At 56.3% G+C, this 17,133-nt stretch carries 12 protein-coding genes and 1 tRNA gene; 4 read left to right on the top strand and 9 right to left on the bottom strand.

Going from position 1 to position 17,133, the window contains the following annotated elements; all coding sequences use genetic code 11:
- Position 1: 1 nt before the first annotated feature.
- The 7 genes from topA to ACOOHD_RS06405 all read right to left on the bottom strand — a co-directional run bounded on the left by topA (position 2) and on the right by ACOOHD_RS06405 (position 12,563).
- Positions 2-2,617, bottom strand: coding sequence for a type I DNA topoisomerase (topA, locus tag ACOOHD_RS06435; RefSeq protein ID WP_420460751.1), 2,616 nt, complete (start codon positions 2,615-2,617; stop codon positions 2-4).
- A gap of 30 nt (positions 2,618-2,647) precedes the next feature.
- Positions 2,648-3,184: an NADPH-dependent FMN reductase gene (locus tag ACOOHD_RS06430; RefSeq protein WP_420460750.1), complete on the bottom strand. Its 537-nt coding sequence runs from the start codon at positions 3,182-3,184 to the stop codon at positions 2,648-2,650.
- Positions 3,185-3,561: 377 nt separating this feature from the next.
- On the bottom strand, positions 3,562-4,911 hold the full coding sequence (locus ACOOHD_RS06425; RefSeq protein ID WP_420460749.1) for a RagB/SusD family nutrient uptake outer membrane protein: 1,350 nt from the start codon (positions 4,909-4,911) through the stop codon (positions 3,562-3,564).
- 25 nt (positions 4,912-4,936) lie between these two features.
- Entirely contained in the window at positions 4,937-7,927 is a 2,991-nt protein-coding gene (locus ACOOHD_RS06420) for a SusC/RagA family TonB-linked outer membrane protein (RefSeq protein ID WP_420460748.1), read from the bottom strand.
- A 433-nt stretch (positions 7,928-8,360) separates the two neighbouring features.
- Positions 8,361-10,025: a helix-hairpin-helix domain-containing protein gene (locus ACOOHD_RS06415; protein WP_420460747.1), complete on the bottom strand. Its 1,665-nt coding sequence runs from the start codon at positions 10,023-10,025 to the stop codon at positions 8,361-8,363.
- A gap of 155 nt (positions 10,026-10,180) precedes the next feature.
- Entirely contained in the window at positions 10,181-11,542 is a 1,362-nt protein-coding gene (locus ACOOHD_RS06410; protein WP_420460746.1) for a dihydrolipoyl dehydrogenase family protein, read from the bottom strand.
- Between the two features lie 52 nt (positions 11,543-11,594).
- Positions 11,595-12,563, bottom strand: coding sequence for a YpdA family putative bacillithiol disulfide reductase (locus ACOOHD_RS06405; protein ID WP_420460745.1), 969 nt, complete (start codon positions 12,561-12,563; stop codon positions 11,595-11,597).
- A gap of 95 nt (positions 12,564-12,658) precedes the next feature.
- On the opposite strand from ACOOHD_RS06405, the gene ACOOHD_RS06400 reads away from it, so the two are divergent.
- On the top strand, positions 12,659-13,660 hold the full coding sequence (locus ACOOHD_RS06400; RefSeq protein ID WP_420460744.1) for a polyprenyl synthetase family protein: 1,002 nt from the start codon (positions 12,659-12,661) through the stop codon (positions 13,658-13,660).
- Between the two features lie 3 nt (positions 13,661-13,663).
- On the opposite strand, the gene ACOOHD_RS06395 is transcribed toward ACOOHD_RS06400, so the two are convergent.
- Entirely contained in the window at positions 13,664-15,127 is a 1,464-nt protein-coding gene (locus ACOOHD_RS06395; RefSeq protein WP_420460743.1) for a serine aminopeptidase domain-containing protein, read from the bottom strand.
- Between the two features lie 152 nt (positions 15,128-15,279).
- Here ACOOHD_RS06395 and rpsO point away from each other — a divergent pair, with 152 nt between their 5' ends.
- The 3 genes from rpsO (at position 15,280) to ACOOHD_RS06380 (ending at position 16,413) form a co-directional block, all read left to right on the top strand.
- Positions 15,280-15,555, top strand: a complete 276-nt coding sequence (gene rpsO, locus ACOOHD_RS06390) for a 30S ribosomal protein S15 (RefSeq protein ID WP_420460742.1) — start codon at positions 15,280-15,282, stop codon at positions 15,553-15,555.
- A gap of 89 nt (positions 15,556-15,644) precedes the next feature.
- Positions 15,645-15,718, top strand: a tRNA-Lys gene (locus ACOOHD_RS06385).
- 62 nt (positions 15,719-15,780) lie between these two features.
- On the top strand, positions 15,781-16,413 hold the full coding sequence (locus ACOOHD_RS06380) for a uroporphyrinogen-III synthase (RefSeq protein WP_420460741.1): 633 nt from the start codon (positions 15,781-15,783) through the stop codon (positions 16,411-16,413).
- Between the two features lie 12 nt (positions 16,414-16,425).
- On the opposite strand, the gene ACOOHD_RS06375 is transcribed toward ACOOHD_RS06380, so the two are convergent.
- The gene (locus ACOOHD_RS06375; RefSeq protein WP_420460740.1) at positions 16,426-17,058 is read right to left on the bottom strand and encodes a transposase; all 633 of its coding nucleotides are present in this window, start codon (positions 17,056-17,058) and stop codon (positions 16,426-16,428) included.
- Positions 17,059-17,133 lie beyond the last annotated feature (75 nt).

Below are 17,133 nucleotides of genomic sequence, written 5' to 3'. Positions count from 1 at the left end.
CTTATTTTTTTGCTGTGGCCTTCTTTTTGGCCGGTGCTTTCTTTTTCGCGGGTGCCTTTTTCTTGGCCGTGCTTGGCTTACCCTTGCTCTTAGCCTTCTTCTCCTTAAACGCTCCCGGTACCTGTTCCTCTACAATCGCCTTCACCTCTTCCAGCGACAGCTCGGCCGCCTGCTCGCGGGTCATCTTCTTGCCGTCTACGGTGGGCAACTTGATCGATTTTTTCTTGAAGCGAATGAAGGGACCCCACCGCCCCTGCTCCACGTCGATCTTCTCGGCCCCAAAGCGCTGAATGTAGCGCAGCCGCTCCTTCTCCTCCTTAGCCTGGATTAGCTCGATCATCTCGTCCTTAGTCAGCCGCTCGGGATTGTAGCGCTTCGGGATATTTACGAACATGCCGTTCCACTTCAGGAAGGGGCCGAAGCGACCGGCTCCCTGGGTGACGGGGAGGTCTCTGTAGGACATGACCGGAGCATCGGCCTTTTTCTTCTCCGCCACCAGTTGCTTCGCATCCCTGAGGGTAGTGGAGTGTGGGTCCATATCCTTCGGCAGGCTGATGAAGGACTCCCCCCAGCGAATGTAGGGACCGAAGCGACCGATGCCCACGGCGGTTTCCTGTCCGTCGATCTCACCGAGTACCTTTGGAAGGTCGAACAGGGGTAGGGCAGTCTCCAGGTCGATCTCCTCCATGCTCATGCCGGACGGCAGATTGGCGTACCGTGGCTTTTCGTCGGGCACGAGCTCGTCGGGCGCACCGAGCTGGATGACGGGGCCATTACGACTCAGGCGCACCAGGATCGTCTTGCCGGTGGCCGGATCATTTCCCAGGATCCGCTCTCCGGTCACCCGGTCGGCACTTTCGGTCGTCGCCTCCACGGTCTCGTGGAAGGGGTAGTAGAAGTCCTCCAGCATCTGCGTCCAGGTCACCTTCCCGTCGGCTACCTCATCGAATTTATCCTCGATATCGGCGGTAAACTGGTAAGTCATTACGTCCTCGAAGTGCTCGTCGAGAAAGTCGCTCACCGCCATGCCGATATCAGTTGCAAAGAGTCGGTTCTTTATCGTGCCGGTGATTTCGGTTTTTTCTTCGGAGGTGATGCTACCGTCCTTTAGCGTCATCACTGAGTAGGCGCGCTCCTCGCCGTCGCGGTTCTCGCGGGTGACGTAGCCCCGTTTCGGGTCCATAATTTTCGATACGGTAGGGGCGTAGGTGGAGGGCCGGCCGATGCCGAGTTCTTCCAGTTTTTTTACCAGCGAGGCCTCCGTGTACCGTACGGGCGGACGGGTAAACCGTTGGGTAGCCGTCATCTCACTCAGCGGCAGGATCTGCCCCTTCTGTAGCGGCGGCAGGATGCCCTCGGTGGTCTCGTCCTCCTCGTCATCGTCGTTCGACTCGATGTAGAGTTTTAGGAATCCATCGAACTTAAGTACCTCCCCCTGCGCCCGTAGCTGCTCGCCCGGGGCGGTGTCGATAGCGATATTGACCGTTGTCTTTTCTAGCTCGGCATCCGCCATCTGACTGGCCACGGTGCGCTTCCAGATCAGTTCGTACAGTCGCTGCTCATCGCGATCCCCCTGGTTTATCGTGTGGCGATCCACGTAGCTCGGCCGGATGGCCTCGTGCGCCTCCTGGGCGTCCTTTTTCTTACTCTTGAAGCGGCGCACCCTGCTGTATCGCTTCCCGTACTCCTTGGTGACCTCGGCCTCGATGGACTGGAGGGCGGTCTCGGACAGACTGATGCTATCGGTCCGCATGTAGGTGATCAGACCGGCCTCATATAGCCGCTGGGCGGTACGCATCGTGCGCTCCACGTTCATGTAAAGCTTACGGCTCGCTTCCTGCTGTAGGGTAGAGGTGGTGAAGGGTGGGGCGGGCTTTCGCTTTGTCGGTTTGACCTCGATGTCGCTGATGCTGAACTCCGCGCCAATACATTTTTTTAGGAAGGCCTCGGCGTCCCCCTGAGTAGCAAAACGCCCGGGGCTCTCGGCCTTCAGGTCTACCTCCTTTCCTTGCTCGTTACGTACGCTGAAGATCGCATTGACTCGGAAGAAGGGTTGGGGCTCGAAGTTCATGATCTCCCGCTCGCGCTCCACCACCAGCTTGACGGTCACGGACTGTACGCGTCCGGCGCTCAGGCCGAACTTCACCTTTTTCCAGAGCACGCCACTGAGCTCGTAGCCTACGAGCCGGTCCAGCACCCGCCGCGCCTGCTGGGCGTTGACCAGGTTCACATCTACCGTCCGTGGATTATTAATCGCCGCCTTGATGGCCGGTGGGGTGATCTCCCGGAACACGATCCGCTTGGTGGAGTCGACGGGCAGCTTCAGTACCTCGCAGAGGTGCCAACTGATGGCCTCGCCCTCGCGGTCTTCGTCCGTCGCGAGCCACACCGTATCCACCTTGCCGACGGCCGCCTTCAATTCCTTGACCACCTTCCGCTTTTCGGGCGATACGACGTAGCGGGTAGCGAAGTCGCGCTCCACGTCCACGGCACCGTCCCCCTTATCGAGGTCACGGATGTGCCCGAAGGACGATTTCACGGTATAATCCTTACCTAGTATCTTCTCAATCGTCTTCGCCTTGGCGGGCGACTCTACGATCAGCAAATTTTTTGACATATACTGTTTCCTTGCTCTAGGTGTACGGTTTTACGCCGCAATTAGTTGTTCTGCCTGTTGCCTAAGGCTCTTTTTCGTTCCCGCGTCGGTCAACTCCTCGCCGGTCAGCAGCACATCTACACGCGAGAGGGGCAGGCGGTTCGGCAGTACCCAGGCCCCCATGTGCGCAAAGACGTCCGCCAGGTGATCGATGCCCCGTAGGTTACCGGCCCGTCCCGTGCTCACTCCGATCAGCGCCACGTGCTTCCCCCCGAAGTTACCGTCGTAGTCGATCACCGAGATCCCGTCGATGAAGAGCTTCAGCACCCCCGGGTAGCTGCCATTGTACTCGGGCACGAAAACCGCCAGTTTATCGGCCGCCAGGATATACCGCTGCTGCCACTTCACGAGCTGCGCATCATTGCCCAGGGGGTCGTACATCTTACCGGCGAAGTAGCCGTGGTGCAGCTCGGCCATGTTCAGTAGCTCCACCTCCTGACCGAGTTCCTCCAGCAGCCGGGCGTAGTGACGAGCGAACAGCAGCGTGCGGCTATCGGAGCGGTTCGTTCCGCTGATGACGGTGATCATGGGGTGGGGGCGTTGGGCGGGGGCGAACTTACGGCGGGAATTGGGGGCGCGGGCGCGGGTGCGGGGTTAGTCGTGGCGGAACTTCCTAACCCACAGTACCGTGCTCAACAATCCTAGGCCGATGCCCAGCAGTAGCGGTGTAGATATCCTAATAGCCGTACTACTACCCCTACTGTTGGCTCCGATGATCACACCATAGGTAAAGTCACTTTCCAGTATTCCAACGGCAACTAGTACTATACTAGTAACAAGTATACTGATCAGTCTTGGAAATCTGCATTTTCGCATAGTATGAATGTACACAGAAAAAATAAAACGCCCCGCTTCCTGATAGATGCGGGGCGTCCGACTGTGAGTGCTAGCTCCAGTTTTGGGTACTACGAGTTACAAGCACTATTCCGTTCTAATGCAGTATTGGTGTCAATATTGTTTTGGGGGTAGGGCCATACGTCATCGCAAGATTCGTATAGCGCTCCAAAAGTACTTTCTGCCCGGCCGGTACGGCGCATGTCCCATAGGCGGAAACCTCCTTCCATTGCAAGCTCTACGTACCGTTCCTGTAGAACCGCATCGAGGAAATTACCTTCATCCAAATCGGTACGGGGTTCTAGACCGGCACGTACTCTGACCTGGTTCAAATAGCGCTCTGCCTCGTCGAAATCACCATTACGGCCAGCAACTTCCGCCAAAATGAGTACTTGCTCAGCAGCACGAAAGAAGTAGATAGGGTCAGATTGGGAACCGGCTGCTGCAGTAAAATCATCGTACTTAATACCAAACGGAACAGCTGCAGAACTAGTATCGATAGATAGTGCAAACCGTTCGTCTCCTTCCTCATACGAAGAAATCAACTTCGCGCTCGGGGCAATTGAATACCGACTAGCTCCAATACCACTCGCTCCAAAGAAAAACGCGTTGCTCTGTCCGTCTGTAGAGCTAAACTCTAAGTAAAACAACTCATCTTCGAGGTAAGCATAGTCGGTTAGATCAAAACTGTCTGCCGTCAAATCAAGAGCTATCTGAGCAAAGTTTCCGGCATCACTAAACCGGTCCTGCATCAAAGCTACCCGGGCCAGTAAAGCGTTTGCAGCCGCTGGGTTCATGCCCAGCGATGCTGCGGATAGATTGTCAGCTGCAAACGTGGCGTCTTCAATAATCAGGCTATAAACTTCCTCAGCGCTCGACGCAGGCACGTTGAGTTCTTCGCCTACACCTACCGTAGGGGTAGTGACGATAGGAACACCCCCCCAGCCGGTGACGAGATGGAAGTAGGCAATGGCACGTCCAAATCGGGCTTCTGCTAGGTAGTTGTTCCGCAATTCATCGGATAGTGATGGGTCATCTACCTCGGGCAGTACGGAAAGTAGGTTATTTGCTGTGTTGATGACATCGTAGTAGTCTGCCCATACAGCTTCCATCGTAGTGTTGGAGGGGAGTACGTTGTAGTTATCAAATTGAGCACGCGTAGGAAAGGTACCTGTCCAATCCGAATCATCGCTAAAATAGCAGTAGGAAGCGACGTAGCCGTCGAAGGTTAGCGTTTCGTCCTGTAATTCGTTGTATACACCAGTCCGCGCGGCACCGGCTGAAGTGGCATCGGTGACGGCTAAATCGAGTGGAACAGCATCAATAGGCTGGATATCATCTAGCGCATACGCGTCGCAAGCCGTCATGAACACACCAATCAGTGCCAGGCTCACAAAAATATATACATGTTGCTTAAGCATAATTTGCAGTTGTAGAGTAGTTAATTTAGAATCCTACATTAAGACCAACCTGAACGCTACGCGACTGTGGCAAGGTTAGAAAGTCTGTCCCAAGCGCGACGTTACTGTCTCCGAAGGTGTTCACCTCAGGATCAAACCAACTGTAGTCAGTCCACGTGATCAGATTAGTCCCTGATACAAAAAGTCGTAAACTGCTGATACCCACGTTTTGAAGTAAATTCTCTTCAAAGTTATACCCCAGGGATGCAGTCTTCAAACGTACGAACGAAGCATCTTCTACGTAGCGATCAGAGTCTTGACGATTGTTGTCGGCAGACTGTCCACCGGTAATGCGAGGGAAGTCATCACCATCGCCTTCTTCTCTCCAGGCACCTTCGTAGGCACGTACCGTAGGTGCAAACACGGAGTTTAGGCCTTCCGCGAAGGCTAGGTTGTTGTTATACACATCGTTGCCAAGACTGAACTGTAAAAAGAACTGGAACTCCAATCCCTTGTAAGACAGTTTGTTGTCTACACCGCCTGTAAAGTCAGGCAGTGCTGAACCGATGAAGGTCCGATCGTCGTCATTGATGATGCCATCGTTGTTTTGGTCTACAAAACGGAAGTCACCCGGCTGTGCTCCAACGATGAAGTCACGGTCATCATTACGAGCGTTATCCGCATCAATCTCAGCCTGGTTCTGGTAAATGCCGTCGGTTTCCAGACCGAAGAAAGAACCAACCGGCTCACCTACTGCAAGACGTGTAGCAAATCCAAAGTCCTGAGGTTGGTCATTGAACAGCTCAGTCACCTCGTTCTTATTATAGGCTCCGGTTAGGGTAGTAGTCCAGTTGAAGTCTGGCTCTTGCACATTAACAAATGTGAGCGTCGCCTCAACACCGGTGTTACGCATGCTACCTACGTTTGCTACTACCGTACCAAATCCGGAAGTAGTAGGAATCGGCCGGTTAAGGATCAGATCATCGGTATTCTTGATATAAAAGTCAAACGTAGCCCCGATACGCGAATCAAGCAGTGCCAGGTCTAGACCTGCGTTGAATTGAGTGGTAGTCTCCCACTTTAAATCGGGGTTGCCCAACTGAGACTGAGAAATACCAGGGGTAGTTAAATAAGAGGCACCTCCGGCAAACAGCGGCCGTGTGGCAAAATCACCGATGTTGTTGTTGCCCGTTTGGCCGATACTTGCCCTGATTTTAACTTGATCGAACTGTCCGACTTTTCCATCGTTGGCGAAGTTGTAACCTGCCGCGATGCCGGGGAAATAGCCCCATTTGTCGTTCACGAACCGACTAGACCCATCAGCCCGTAGCGAAGCGGTGATGTACAGCCCCGCATTATTCATATTGAAGCTCGCGATATAAGACTGGAGCGTACTTCCTAATCTATCGCCAACAACAGTGGCTGGAGTAGCTGCAGCATCGGCACTGGGGAAATTATCGCTGGGGAGGTCATCGGTTTGAAAATAGTTCCGACGAACATCGTCCCGCTGAAAAATTGCGCCAATAGTAGATGAGATTGAGGTACCCCCAAAGCTACCATTGTAGCTTGCCAGGTACTCATTGATTAAACGCGTACGGACATTGCTGCTTTCCACAATCTGGCCTTGAGCCGTCGACTGCAAGGAGCGTGGTTCGAATATGTTCTCGCGATAGTTGACATTGTCTACACCCAACTTTGCTTTTAGCGAGAAGCTTTCGGTCAGAAAGTAGGTGATACCAGCATTTCCGATAATACGGTTGGTCAACGCGCGGTTTTCGTAGACTTCGGTTGCCGCTACTGGATTTTCAAGACCGAACGCTGAACCATAGCTACCATCTTCATTCCTGATCGGGACCACTGGAGGGAGCAAGATCGCTGACGATAGCGCTCCGTAGATATTGTTATCGCCTTGTAGTCGTTTGTTGTTGGAGTTTGTATACCCCAAGTTGAAGTTAATCGCTAGCTTATCCGAAGCAGTATGATCTAAGTTTAACCGACCAGAGTACCGCTTGAACCGAGTACCATTTAGGGCACCCTGGAGGTCATCGTAACCTAGGCTGCCGTAGAACTTAGTCTTTTGGTCACCACCGCTGACACTAAGCTGATTGGTGGTAATTGGATTGCGATCAAATATTAGCTCCTGCCAATTGCTGCTCACAGTCGTGTCTAATCCAAGAGCAGTATTTGCATCGGCTCCATAACGTTCTTTAACGTATTCATTGTACTGTATGCCATCAACGACATCAACCTCTTTGATAAGTTCGTTAAAGCCATAGGTAGTACTAAAGTTGATGTTTGTTCTGCCTGCCTTACCGCTCTTGGTGGTAATCAACACAACGCCATTAGCCGCACGGCTTCCGTAGATAGCCGTGGTGGAAGCATCCTTTAGGACCTCAATCGACTCAATGTCGGCAGGGTTGATGTCGGCGAGCGCGTTGGTTCCCTGACCTCCGACTCCTTGCTGTGAGAAATCACCCGCGATGACAGGTACACCATCAACTACAAAAAGTGGTTCGTTGGAAGCGTTTACTGAGGTCACACCACGGACACGGATATTGTATCCAGCACCTGGTGCACCGTTACTTTGCTGCACCACGACGCCAGCGGCTTGACGCAGACCGGACTGTACGGTGGCCCCTGCCTCACGATTTACGTCCTCACCACTAACGGATGAGACCGCACCTACAATGTCTTTACGCCGAACTGGGGAGTACCCAACGACAACTACCTCGTCAAGACCGATCGCATCATCAGAGAGCGTAATTTCGTAATCATCATCAGGGTCAGTTAATTCTACAGTCTGAGTTTCGAACCCAGTATAACTAATAATGAGGCGGTCCCCCCCCTCTGGTACTGTAAGGGTGAAAACCCCGTCGATATCAGTTACCGTTCCGGTAGTGGTCCCTTCCACAAGCACGGAAGCACCAATAAGTGGGGTACCATCATCGTCGATGATTTTTCCAGTAATGGCCTGCGCCTGAATAACTGCAAAGCAGCCAGACAATAAGACCACAAGTAAAAGTTTAATTCGATCCATAATTCAAGATGGTTAGCGGGTAACTAAAATGACTCATGCTTAACCCCCCCTCCAAAAGCACATAGAGCCCTACCAGAGGTGGTAGAGCAAAAGTTGCTACGCCAATGCAGCAAGATCGGAGCGCAAAGGAGTGGTGTGGTAAATGAGACAGGTTGATCAAGGCTGCCGGCCTGGGGAGTGCCGGACGCCACAAAGCTAGTACATTCTTAACGTTTTCAAAACACCAAACGCTGCCCTGTGCGAAATTTCGCTAGCTTTCGTCCATGAATTTCTGAGTATTCAGAATTATATTTTGTGTGCGCCCGCCACCGCTTCACGCTAGCCGTGGTCTGCCTCAGTCCGGTCCGAGAAGAGCGGTATAAACTTCCGCTCCAGCGGCCAAACTCCCTAAGCTAGGTGTTCACTAATCCGAACCGGGAATGAGTCTATTTGGTCAGCGGCCGACACTCAGCCAGGCCGAAAACTCCGTCAGTGACAGCGCACACAGACACCCCCCCACCGTCAGCCCCCCCTTGCGCGCCGCCAGCACCCCGTAGCGAATGTCGTCGATGCCCCCCGTAGCGTGGGCGTCCGGATCGATTGCCACCAGTACCCCCCGCTCCCGGGCGTAGGGGACCCAGGTCCAGTCAAGGTCGAGGCGGTAGGGATTGGCGTTGAGCTCGATGGCCACGCCGTGCTCGGCGCAGGCGTCGATGATGCGCCGGTGGTCTATGGGGTAGCCCTCCCGACTCAGCAGCAGCCGCCCGGTAGGGTGCCCCAGAATCGTGGTGTGGGGATTGGCGATGGCCGCAAGCAGGCGTTCCGTAGCCCGCTCCTCCGTCATATTGAGGTTGCTGTGTACCGAGACGATCACGAGGTCGAAGCCCGCCAGTAGTTTGTCGTCGTAGTCCAGACTGCCATCCCCCAGGATGTCGCATTCGATACTTTTAAACACCCGGAAGGGGGCCAGTTCCTGGTTCAACGCATCGATTTCCGCCCACTGCGCGCGCACCCGTTCCTCATCCAGCCCGTTGGCATAAAAGGCGGCCCGGGAGTGATCGCTCATCACCAGGTACTCATACCCTCGTTCTACGCACGCCTCGGCCATCTCGCGCACCGAGTGAATGCCGTCACTGTAGGTAGAATGCGTATGCACTACCCCGCGGATGTCGCCCTCCTCGATCAGTTCGGGGAGGTCATGGGCGATGGCGCGGTCCAAATAGTGCTCGTCCTCGCGCAGTTCCGGGGGTATGGCTTGCACCTGCGCACGCGCCCAGAGGTCTTGCTCGGAGGAAAGATTTTGAAAGTCCTGGTCGGGAAAGCGCGCCACGAAGGACCGCAGGAACTCGGGGCTGCCGGTGTGCCTAAACTGCTTACTGCCAAAGTTTTGCGTGCTACAGTGGTGGAGGATCACCGGGAAATCATCTACTTCTCCCGTGGTGCGCTCGGCGGACTGCTCTGTGATGGTAAAGCCGGCAATGCTGGGCGCCCCGATAGCTATCGGGGCGGGTGCAAGCGTTGTGAGGAGAGGCAAGTCCACCAGGGTAGGGCAGCGGCGGCGGTAGGCTCCGGTGGGCGCAAAGCGATGATCCGGAAATGCAGTCCCGAGCTGTACGAGCAGGGCATCACAGACCCGCTCCAACGTGCGGTAGTGGTAGCGTCCCCGACTGCGCTGTAGGAACTCCAGTTTTTGCCGGAGGCTTTCCTGGGTTTTTAGTCCGAAGCCCTTGAGCTCCACCAGGCGGTTCTCGTTGATGGCGTAGAGGAGCTGGCCGACGGTGGTGACCCCGAGCCCGTCCCATACGGCCTTCACCTTCTTTGGTCCGAAGCCGCTGATGTGTAACATCTCGCGGATACCTTCCGGAGTCTGGGCACGCCACTTTTCGAGGGTTTCCATCTTACCGGTAGTGGCTAGCTCGTGGATCTTGCCGGCGATGGCCTTGCCGACACCCTCCAGTTTTTGTAGCTCGGCTTCCGACATGTCGGCCAGGTCGCGCTCGTCCTTGCGCAGCTTGTTGTAGGCGTTGGTGTAGCTGCGGATTTTGAAGGGGTTGTCACCGTGAAGCTCCATGAGCTTGGCGAGCTCGCGGAAGTGGCGGGCGATCTCGGGGTTGGTCATGGCACGAAGGTATGCTGTCGTCGGCCGAATTGTCCGTAGGGCTTCGTCCGCCGACTTACTCAGGTTAGAAGTCGGCTGACGAACTTTTACTTGCGCTAAGGCGCAAGCATAAGAATTACGCTACGCGTGAGAGAAGTTCGGCAGACGACCGGCCACTACGTCAGCATGCTCTTCACCGTAGAGCAAGCCGTAGGGTACGCCCACAGCAGCCGCTGCAGTACACTCACCTTCGTCTCGTCCTTGATCGCCAGGTAAAACAGATTGATCAGCTCCGGTACGCCGGGACCCAGAAGGTGTGCACCGATTAGCACATCCTTGTCCTCGTCCACGAAAAGCTTGTAGGCAAAGACGGGACTGTTGAGGTGGCGTGCATGATACCAGTCGGAGGCGTCTTTATAGTATACCTTGATGCTGCGCTGAGCCTTTGCCTCTTCGTACTCCCTGGCCGTCATGCCAACGGAGGCCATGCCCGGCAGGCAGAAAGCTACGGTGGGGATGGGGTAGTAATCGGTCCGCTCGTTCTTACCACCAAAGAGGTTGTGGCTGACGATGGCTGCCTCGTAGGTACCTACGGGAGTAAGCGGCAGACCGCCGTCGCTACAGTCGCCGACGGCGTAGACGTGGGGTAGGGTAGTACGCAACTGGTGGTCGACCCTGATCTTCTTTTTGTCGGTGACCTCGATACCGACTTTGTCCAGCTGCAACTCTTCGGTGTTCGGCACCCGGCCGGCGCAGTGGAGCACCCGGTCGGTCGTTACCGTAGTAGTACTGCGGTCCTCTCCTTCGATATCCACCTCGAAGCGGTCACCCTGCTTGCGCACTGCAGTGGCTTTACTTTTGAGGTAGAACGTCATGCCGCGTTCCTCGTCCGATTTGCGGAGCAGGTTGGCCAGGTCGTGATCGAATTTTTCGAGTGGGACGGACTCCGTAACGATCATGGTCACCTTGCAGCCGAGCGCCGCGGCGACGTGGGCCGATTCGGTGCCGATATAGCCGCCCCCAATGATAACCATTTCGGCGGGCAGATCGTCCATATCCAGGAAGTCATCGCTGTGGTAAAGGTGCTCATTGCCTGGGATATCCAGGGGGGCGGGCTTCATACCGGTAGCCAGTACGATGTGCTTTCCCCTCACCCGGGTATTGCCGAACTGCATGGTGTGGGGATCCACGAAGCTGGCGTAATCGCTATAGACCTCGATACCGTGATCTTCCATCTTTTCGCGCGCCTTTTGGGGGATGGGCTCGGTGAAGGTGCGCTTCCAGGCTATGAGGTCCGGCCAGCTGAAGCCGGGGGCGGAGGTGAACCCCTTACCGCGTAGGCGCTCGACCTGGTACATGGCCTCGGCCGCGGCGTGGAGCACGAGTTTGGGGTCGCAGCCGCGCAGGGGACAGGTGCCGCCGTAGGCGCGGCCTTCGGTCATGGCTACTGTCTTGCCCGCTTCGGTGGCTTGGGTAGCGACTAATTGACCGGTCGCGCCGGCCCCGACGACCAGCAGGTCGAATTCTTTTTCTGACATACGTTACATGATGGACTCCCCGGCTACAAGCGCCGCGCATCACAAATTGTTGTTACTGGGCCAGTACCTGCTGCTGAATGCCCTCTACGATGATATCGCCGTGGTCGCGGGTGTTCTCGATAAAAAGTTTGCTGGTTTGTCGACCGGCACAGGCCACGCCGGCCATATACACGTTCGGTAGGGTAGTCTCCAGGGTGTTCGGGTTGAAGATGGGCTTGCAGGCATCGCCTTCCTCTACGGGTAAGCCCAAGCGTTCGAAAAGGGCAAAGTTGGGCTGGTAGCCGGTCATGGCCAGCACGAAATCGTTCTTCAGCTCTACGGGTCCGGCCGGTGTGCCGAGCAGTACCGTGTCTTCACGGATCTCCTCCGTCGTCGTATTGAAGTAAGCCGTAATGCTGCCCTCCTCAATGCGGTTTTCGATGTCGGGCTTGATCCAGTACTTGACGCGCTCGTTGATACCGGGGCCGCGTACGGCCATGGTGACCCGGGCCCCCTTGCGCCAGCATTCCAGGGCGGCGTCGCAGGCGGAGTTGGCCGCTCCGATCACCAGCACGTCCTGCCCGATGTAGGCGTAAGGATCATCATAATAGTGGCGCACCTTGGGCAGGTCCTCGCCGGGGATGTTCATTTTCCGGGGGGTATCGTAAAAGCCCGTCGCTACCACCACGCTGCGGGTGGGGTAGGTCGCCTTTGCGGTTTCCACGGCATAACCATCTGTAATCGGATGCATCTCCTTGACCTTTTCGTACAGATGGATATCCAGATCGAAGTGCTGGATCAGGCGCCGGTAGTACTCTAGCGCCTCCGTACGCGTGGGCTTATCAAGGTGGCTGATAAATGGGGTATTCTGAATCTCCAGCTTCATGGAAGTGCTAAAAAAAGTCATGTTGACCGGAAAGTTGAATAAGCTGTTGGCGATCACGCCCTTTTCCAGGATGAGGTAGCTCAGGCCCGCCCGCTTAGCGCTGATGGCAACGTTGATGCCCGAGGGGCCGCCGCCGATGATGATCACGTCGTACATACCCCTAGTAACAATGCGACCAACGGTAGGTTGGCGCCGGGGGCCATGACTCTACACCGACTTCGTATGTTTGCCCCCGCCTAGCCCCCGCCCCTATGCAGCCGTCAACCGTGCGCATTCTTACCGACCTTCGTAACCGCTTCGTGGCGGAGTTGACGGCCGGTACGGTTCACGAGCGAAAACCCCGTGGTCTGTACGAGCCCGTCGAGTACATCCTGTCCATGGGAGGCAAACGCGTACGCCCGCTACTGGCCCTGCTGGCCGCCCGTATTTGCGGCGATGATGAAGGACTGCGTGCCGGTATGCCCGTGGCCCTGGCCGTGGAGACCTTCCACAACTTTACGCTACTCCATGACGATATCATGGACGATAGTCCGCTACGGCGTGGACAGCCCACCGTACACGAGCGCTGGGACGTCAACACCGCCATCCTGAGTGGTGATCTGATGCTGATCCAGGCCTACGGTCATTTGTGCCGGGTGCCGGCTACGGAACGGGTAGCCGAGCTGCTGTGCCGGTTCAACCGCGTGGCCACGGGTGTCTGCGAGGGGCAGCAATTCGACGTTGACTTCGAACTACGCGACGATGTGACTATTGACGACTACTTGCACATGATCGAGCTCAAAACCGCCGTGCTACTGGGCGGTGCCCTCGAGCTGGGTGCGCTGGCGGCGGGCGGTAGTGCCGAGGATGTCGATCACCTCTACGCCTTCGGCCGCCTCACCGGTCTGGCCTTCCAGCTCCATGACGACCTCCTCGATACGTTCGGCGACGGCCAGCAGACCGGCAAGCTCACCGGCAACGATATTATTCGCAACAAGAAGACCTTTTTGTACCTCAAGACCCTGGAGGGACTGGGGGCCGAGGAGCGAAGAGAACTGCTGCACTGGTTTAGCCAATCGCCCGAAGACCCCGCCGACAAGGTCGCTCGGGTCACGCAGTTGATGCAGCGGAGCAACGTTCCCCAACTCGTAGGTGACCTCCGCGACAAGTTTCAGGCCGAGGCCTACGCTCACCTCGATCAGGTAGATGGAGATGCTTCTTACAAAAATATCCTACGGGACCTGACCGAAGATCTTCTTCAGCGCAGCAACTAGTCGCTAGCGCACCAGTAGCTTACGCACGGCAAAATTGCCATCGGCCCCGGTGAGCCTAAGCAGGTGTAGCCCGGTAGCGAGGTCGTCCGCTACGGAGATATACTGGTCGCTATTAACCCGCCCCCGCTGCACCATTCGGCCATTTAAGTCAATGATTGAGTAGATGTAAGCTGTGCCGGTCGGCAGTCCGGTCAGGCGCAGGGCTCCCCCGGCTAGTACCGGATTAGGGCTCACCAAAAGACCCGGAATGCGGACCGGCCCGCCGACGGAGGTGGGGGTTACCGGCGTAGCCACCGCATACTGATCGAAAAAGCCCAGCGTAGCCTGTACCGCCGGTATAAGGCAGGCACCGTGTAGTCTAGGCCCGCCGCTCATGGTCTCTACCGTGGTGCTCCCCAGGTCGGTCATCACGCTATCGGCCAGGAGGGCGTTTTCAAAGGGCACCTGCTCGTCGCGCGTACAGTAGTAGAGCAGGGTGGGGGCCTCGGGGGCGAAGCGGTAGGTATCGTTGCGGCGCAGGGCCTGGATGATCTGGCTACTCGTGTCGTTGTCCTCCAGTTGCTGGCGGATGGAATCCTGGAAGATGTCGCGAATCAGCTCATCCCGCTCCATAAGCCGATCGTCTAGGGCGCGGTTAAAGGAATCCAGATCGGTGATCTGGCTACTAAAGTCCTGGATCAGATCCAGGTAGGCGGGCTGAAACACCTCACCTAGGTCGTCGTAGAGGTCATACACGGTATCGTAGCTAATGTAGGTATACACGATGTAGCCCGGCAGGGTGGCCGTGGTATCGGCCAGGCTGGCCCGGCGCATCACGTCACTGATGCTGTAGGGACCGGACAGGTGAGCCCCGGCCGTCACGACCAGCGAATCGCTACCGGGGTTCTCCTGAATGTCCTGGTGCAGCGCCTGAGCGGCGTGGCCCCCCTGACTGTAGCCGGTGATGAACAGCTGATCATTGTAGGCAATGTCCTGCCCGTCCATCCATTCTTTTGCCGCTAGGATCAAATCCCGTCCGGCACTGGCCTCGCTGGCGGCATGTACGTAGGGGTGGAAACCTTCACTGTCCCCAAGACCGATGTAGTCGGGGGCCACTACGATGTAGCCGTTGGTGGCCAGGGCGGCGGTCAGGATCCGTTCGCTGGTCAGTAACTGCGCCGCGCTTACCGGTCGGCTTGGTACCGCTTCCCGGTTACTCACAGTGCCGTGCATGTAGACTCCGATAGGGTACCGCAGGTCTCGGTTAGTGGGTAACGTGATCAGCCCACTGGCAGTATCAGGGCGCCCTTGGGCATCCACCGTAGCGTATACCATCTTATAGTTTACCACGTCGTAAGTGGCGCCGGGCACGACAAAGCCCAGTGTGCCGGCGGTCTGCGTATCCTGCTCCGTAACGGAAACAACACGCTGGGCGCACACGCAGGTGCACACCAAAAGGAAAAAGAGGAGGGTAGATAGGTGCCGCATGGGGGTAGTTTATTTACCTCCTTAAAGCACGGAAAGGGCAAAAGCGTTCGGCCGTCTAGGATACCAATCGTGAATTGCCTACCTTTGCGGCCCCAATTTTGCTTTACCTGATCGGTGCCCCACGGGGCGCCGTTTACCAAAGGCTCTCAACTATGCCAGTTTACCTCCCCCAGGAGAAGATGGACGAAATCTTCACCGAATACGGCGGCTCCGCTCAAAACACGGGCAGCACCGAAGGGCAGATCGCCCTGTTCACCTTCCGCATCAAGTCGCTCAGCGATCACCTGCGCGAGCACCCCAAGGATCACAGCAGCCGTAAGGCCCTCCTCAGTCTAGTAGGTAGCCGTGGCAAAATGCTCAACTACCTTAAGCGCAAGGACCTAGAGGGCTACCGCACCCTAATCGCCAAGCTTGGCATCCGTAAGTAAGCCAAGCCACCGCAAAGATTCTAGCCCGGCCGCTTGCATAAGTTCGGCGGCCGGGCTTACCTTTGCGACGCCTTAAAAGGGCACCCCCAGAGCCCCTAGCTCAGCTGGCTAGAGCACCTCACTTTTAATGAGGGGGTCCAGGGTTCGAGCCCCTGGGGGCTCACGTTTTAGGTCCCATTCGCCACCGTGCGGGTGGGACCTTCACATTTGATTTACTTTGCGGCTGTGATCTTCATCAGCCGCCGCCTCGCCCCTGCCAGCCCCCTACGCCAGTGGGCCGCCAGTCGGGGAGAAACTATTCACGCTCAGTCGCTGCTCACCTTTGCCGCCGTCCCCTTCGATCCACCTACGGATGCCCACTGGTGGTTCTTCTATAGTCCCCGAGCCGTGCAATTTGCTGGAACCGTACCCAGCGACGTGCGCACGGCCGCCATCGGTAGTAGCACGGCCGAGAAGCTCTACGCCACCATCCAGCGGGTTGACCTCTGCGGCAACGGCAACCCCGAGCAGGTTGCCGAGGACTTCCTTGCCGTGGCCCACGGTGATCGCGTTTTTTTCCCCCGCGCTCGCCAGTCGCGCCTCAGCATTCAGACTGCCCTGATTAACCGCATCGAGGTGCTTGACGCGGTGTGCTACGATAACCGGCCCGTGCCCCCCGCCGCACCCATCCTAGCCAATACTTACATTTTCACCAGTCCGCTCAATGTAGCGGCCTACCTCGATCACCATCCACTCCCGGAGGGTGCCCGGGTACTGGCGATGGGCCCGAGTACGGGGGGGGAGCTGGCGCGGCGGGGGGTGGGGAGTGTGTGGCCTGCGGTGGCTGGGGAGGTGGGGCTGGTGGGGTTGCTTGATTAGGCGTCCGACGCTTTAAAGCGTCGGACGCCTGTATGGCACACCGCGCGGAATACCAAGTAATTTCTCAGTTAATTTAAAATTACACACGCCGGTGTCCCGTAGTCCACTGTAATCGAGGGCCGATGAAAACTCCCATTCTGTTGCTGTTGGTACCAGCCTTGCCTTGACCGGATTGTCGTGTATGTAGTGGAAACATACACGTAAATAGGGTATAAAGAGCGTAAACGGTTGCTCCTCCTCGAACTCACTAGCGTCCGGGTAGAAGTCAGTGTAGCCCGGCTTAGCCTTTGTATTGGATTTGAACAAAGACCCTCTTCGGCCGTAACGCTTATTGATTGCCAGCGTGTAACTACTAAGGAGGGTTTTGATCGCATTACTGAGGTTCTGCTGGTATGCTACACCTGCTGCACTCTCTTCTAATCTAAGGTAGCGTTTACTACGACTGGGAGCGCAGCCGGTTACCGTCGGTTTTAAGAGGAAGTGAAAGTGATCCGGCATCAAGCAATAGCAAAAAATATTCGCATACGGCAGGAGGTGGCGCTTGATCTTGCGGGTGAAGTATCGGTAGTTCTCTTCGCAGCGAAAGAGTGGCTCGTAATTGTTACTTTGGTTGTAGACATGGTAGATGACGTTGTAATTGTACATGGCCGCAAAGGACCGCCGCGTCACTCCACTATTCGTGGAGTGGGGTTAAATCTTTAAAAGACCCGGACTAACTCG

The organism is Neolewinella sp. (assembly GCF_965214665.1).
Taxonomy (GTDB): Bacteria; Bacteroidota; Bacteroidia; order Chitinophagales; family Saprospiraceae; genus Neolewinella.
This window is presented reverse-complemented; position numbering and strand designations above follow the sequence as displayed.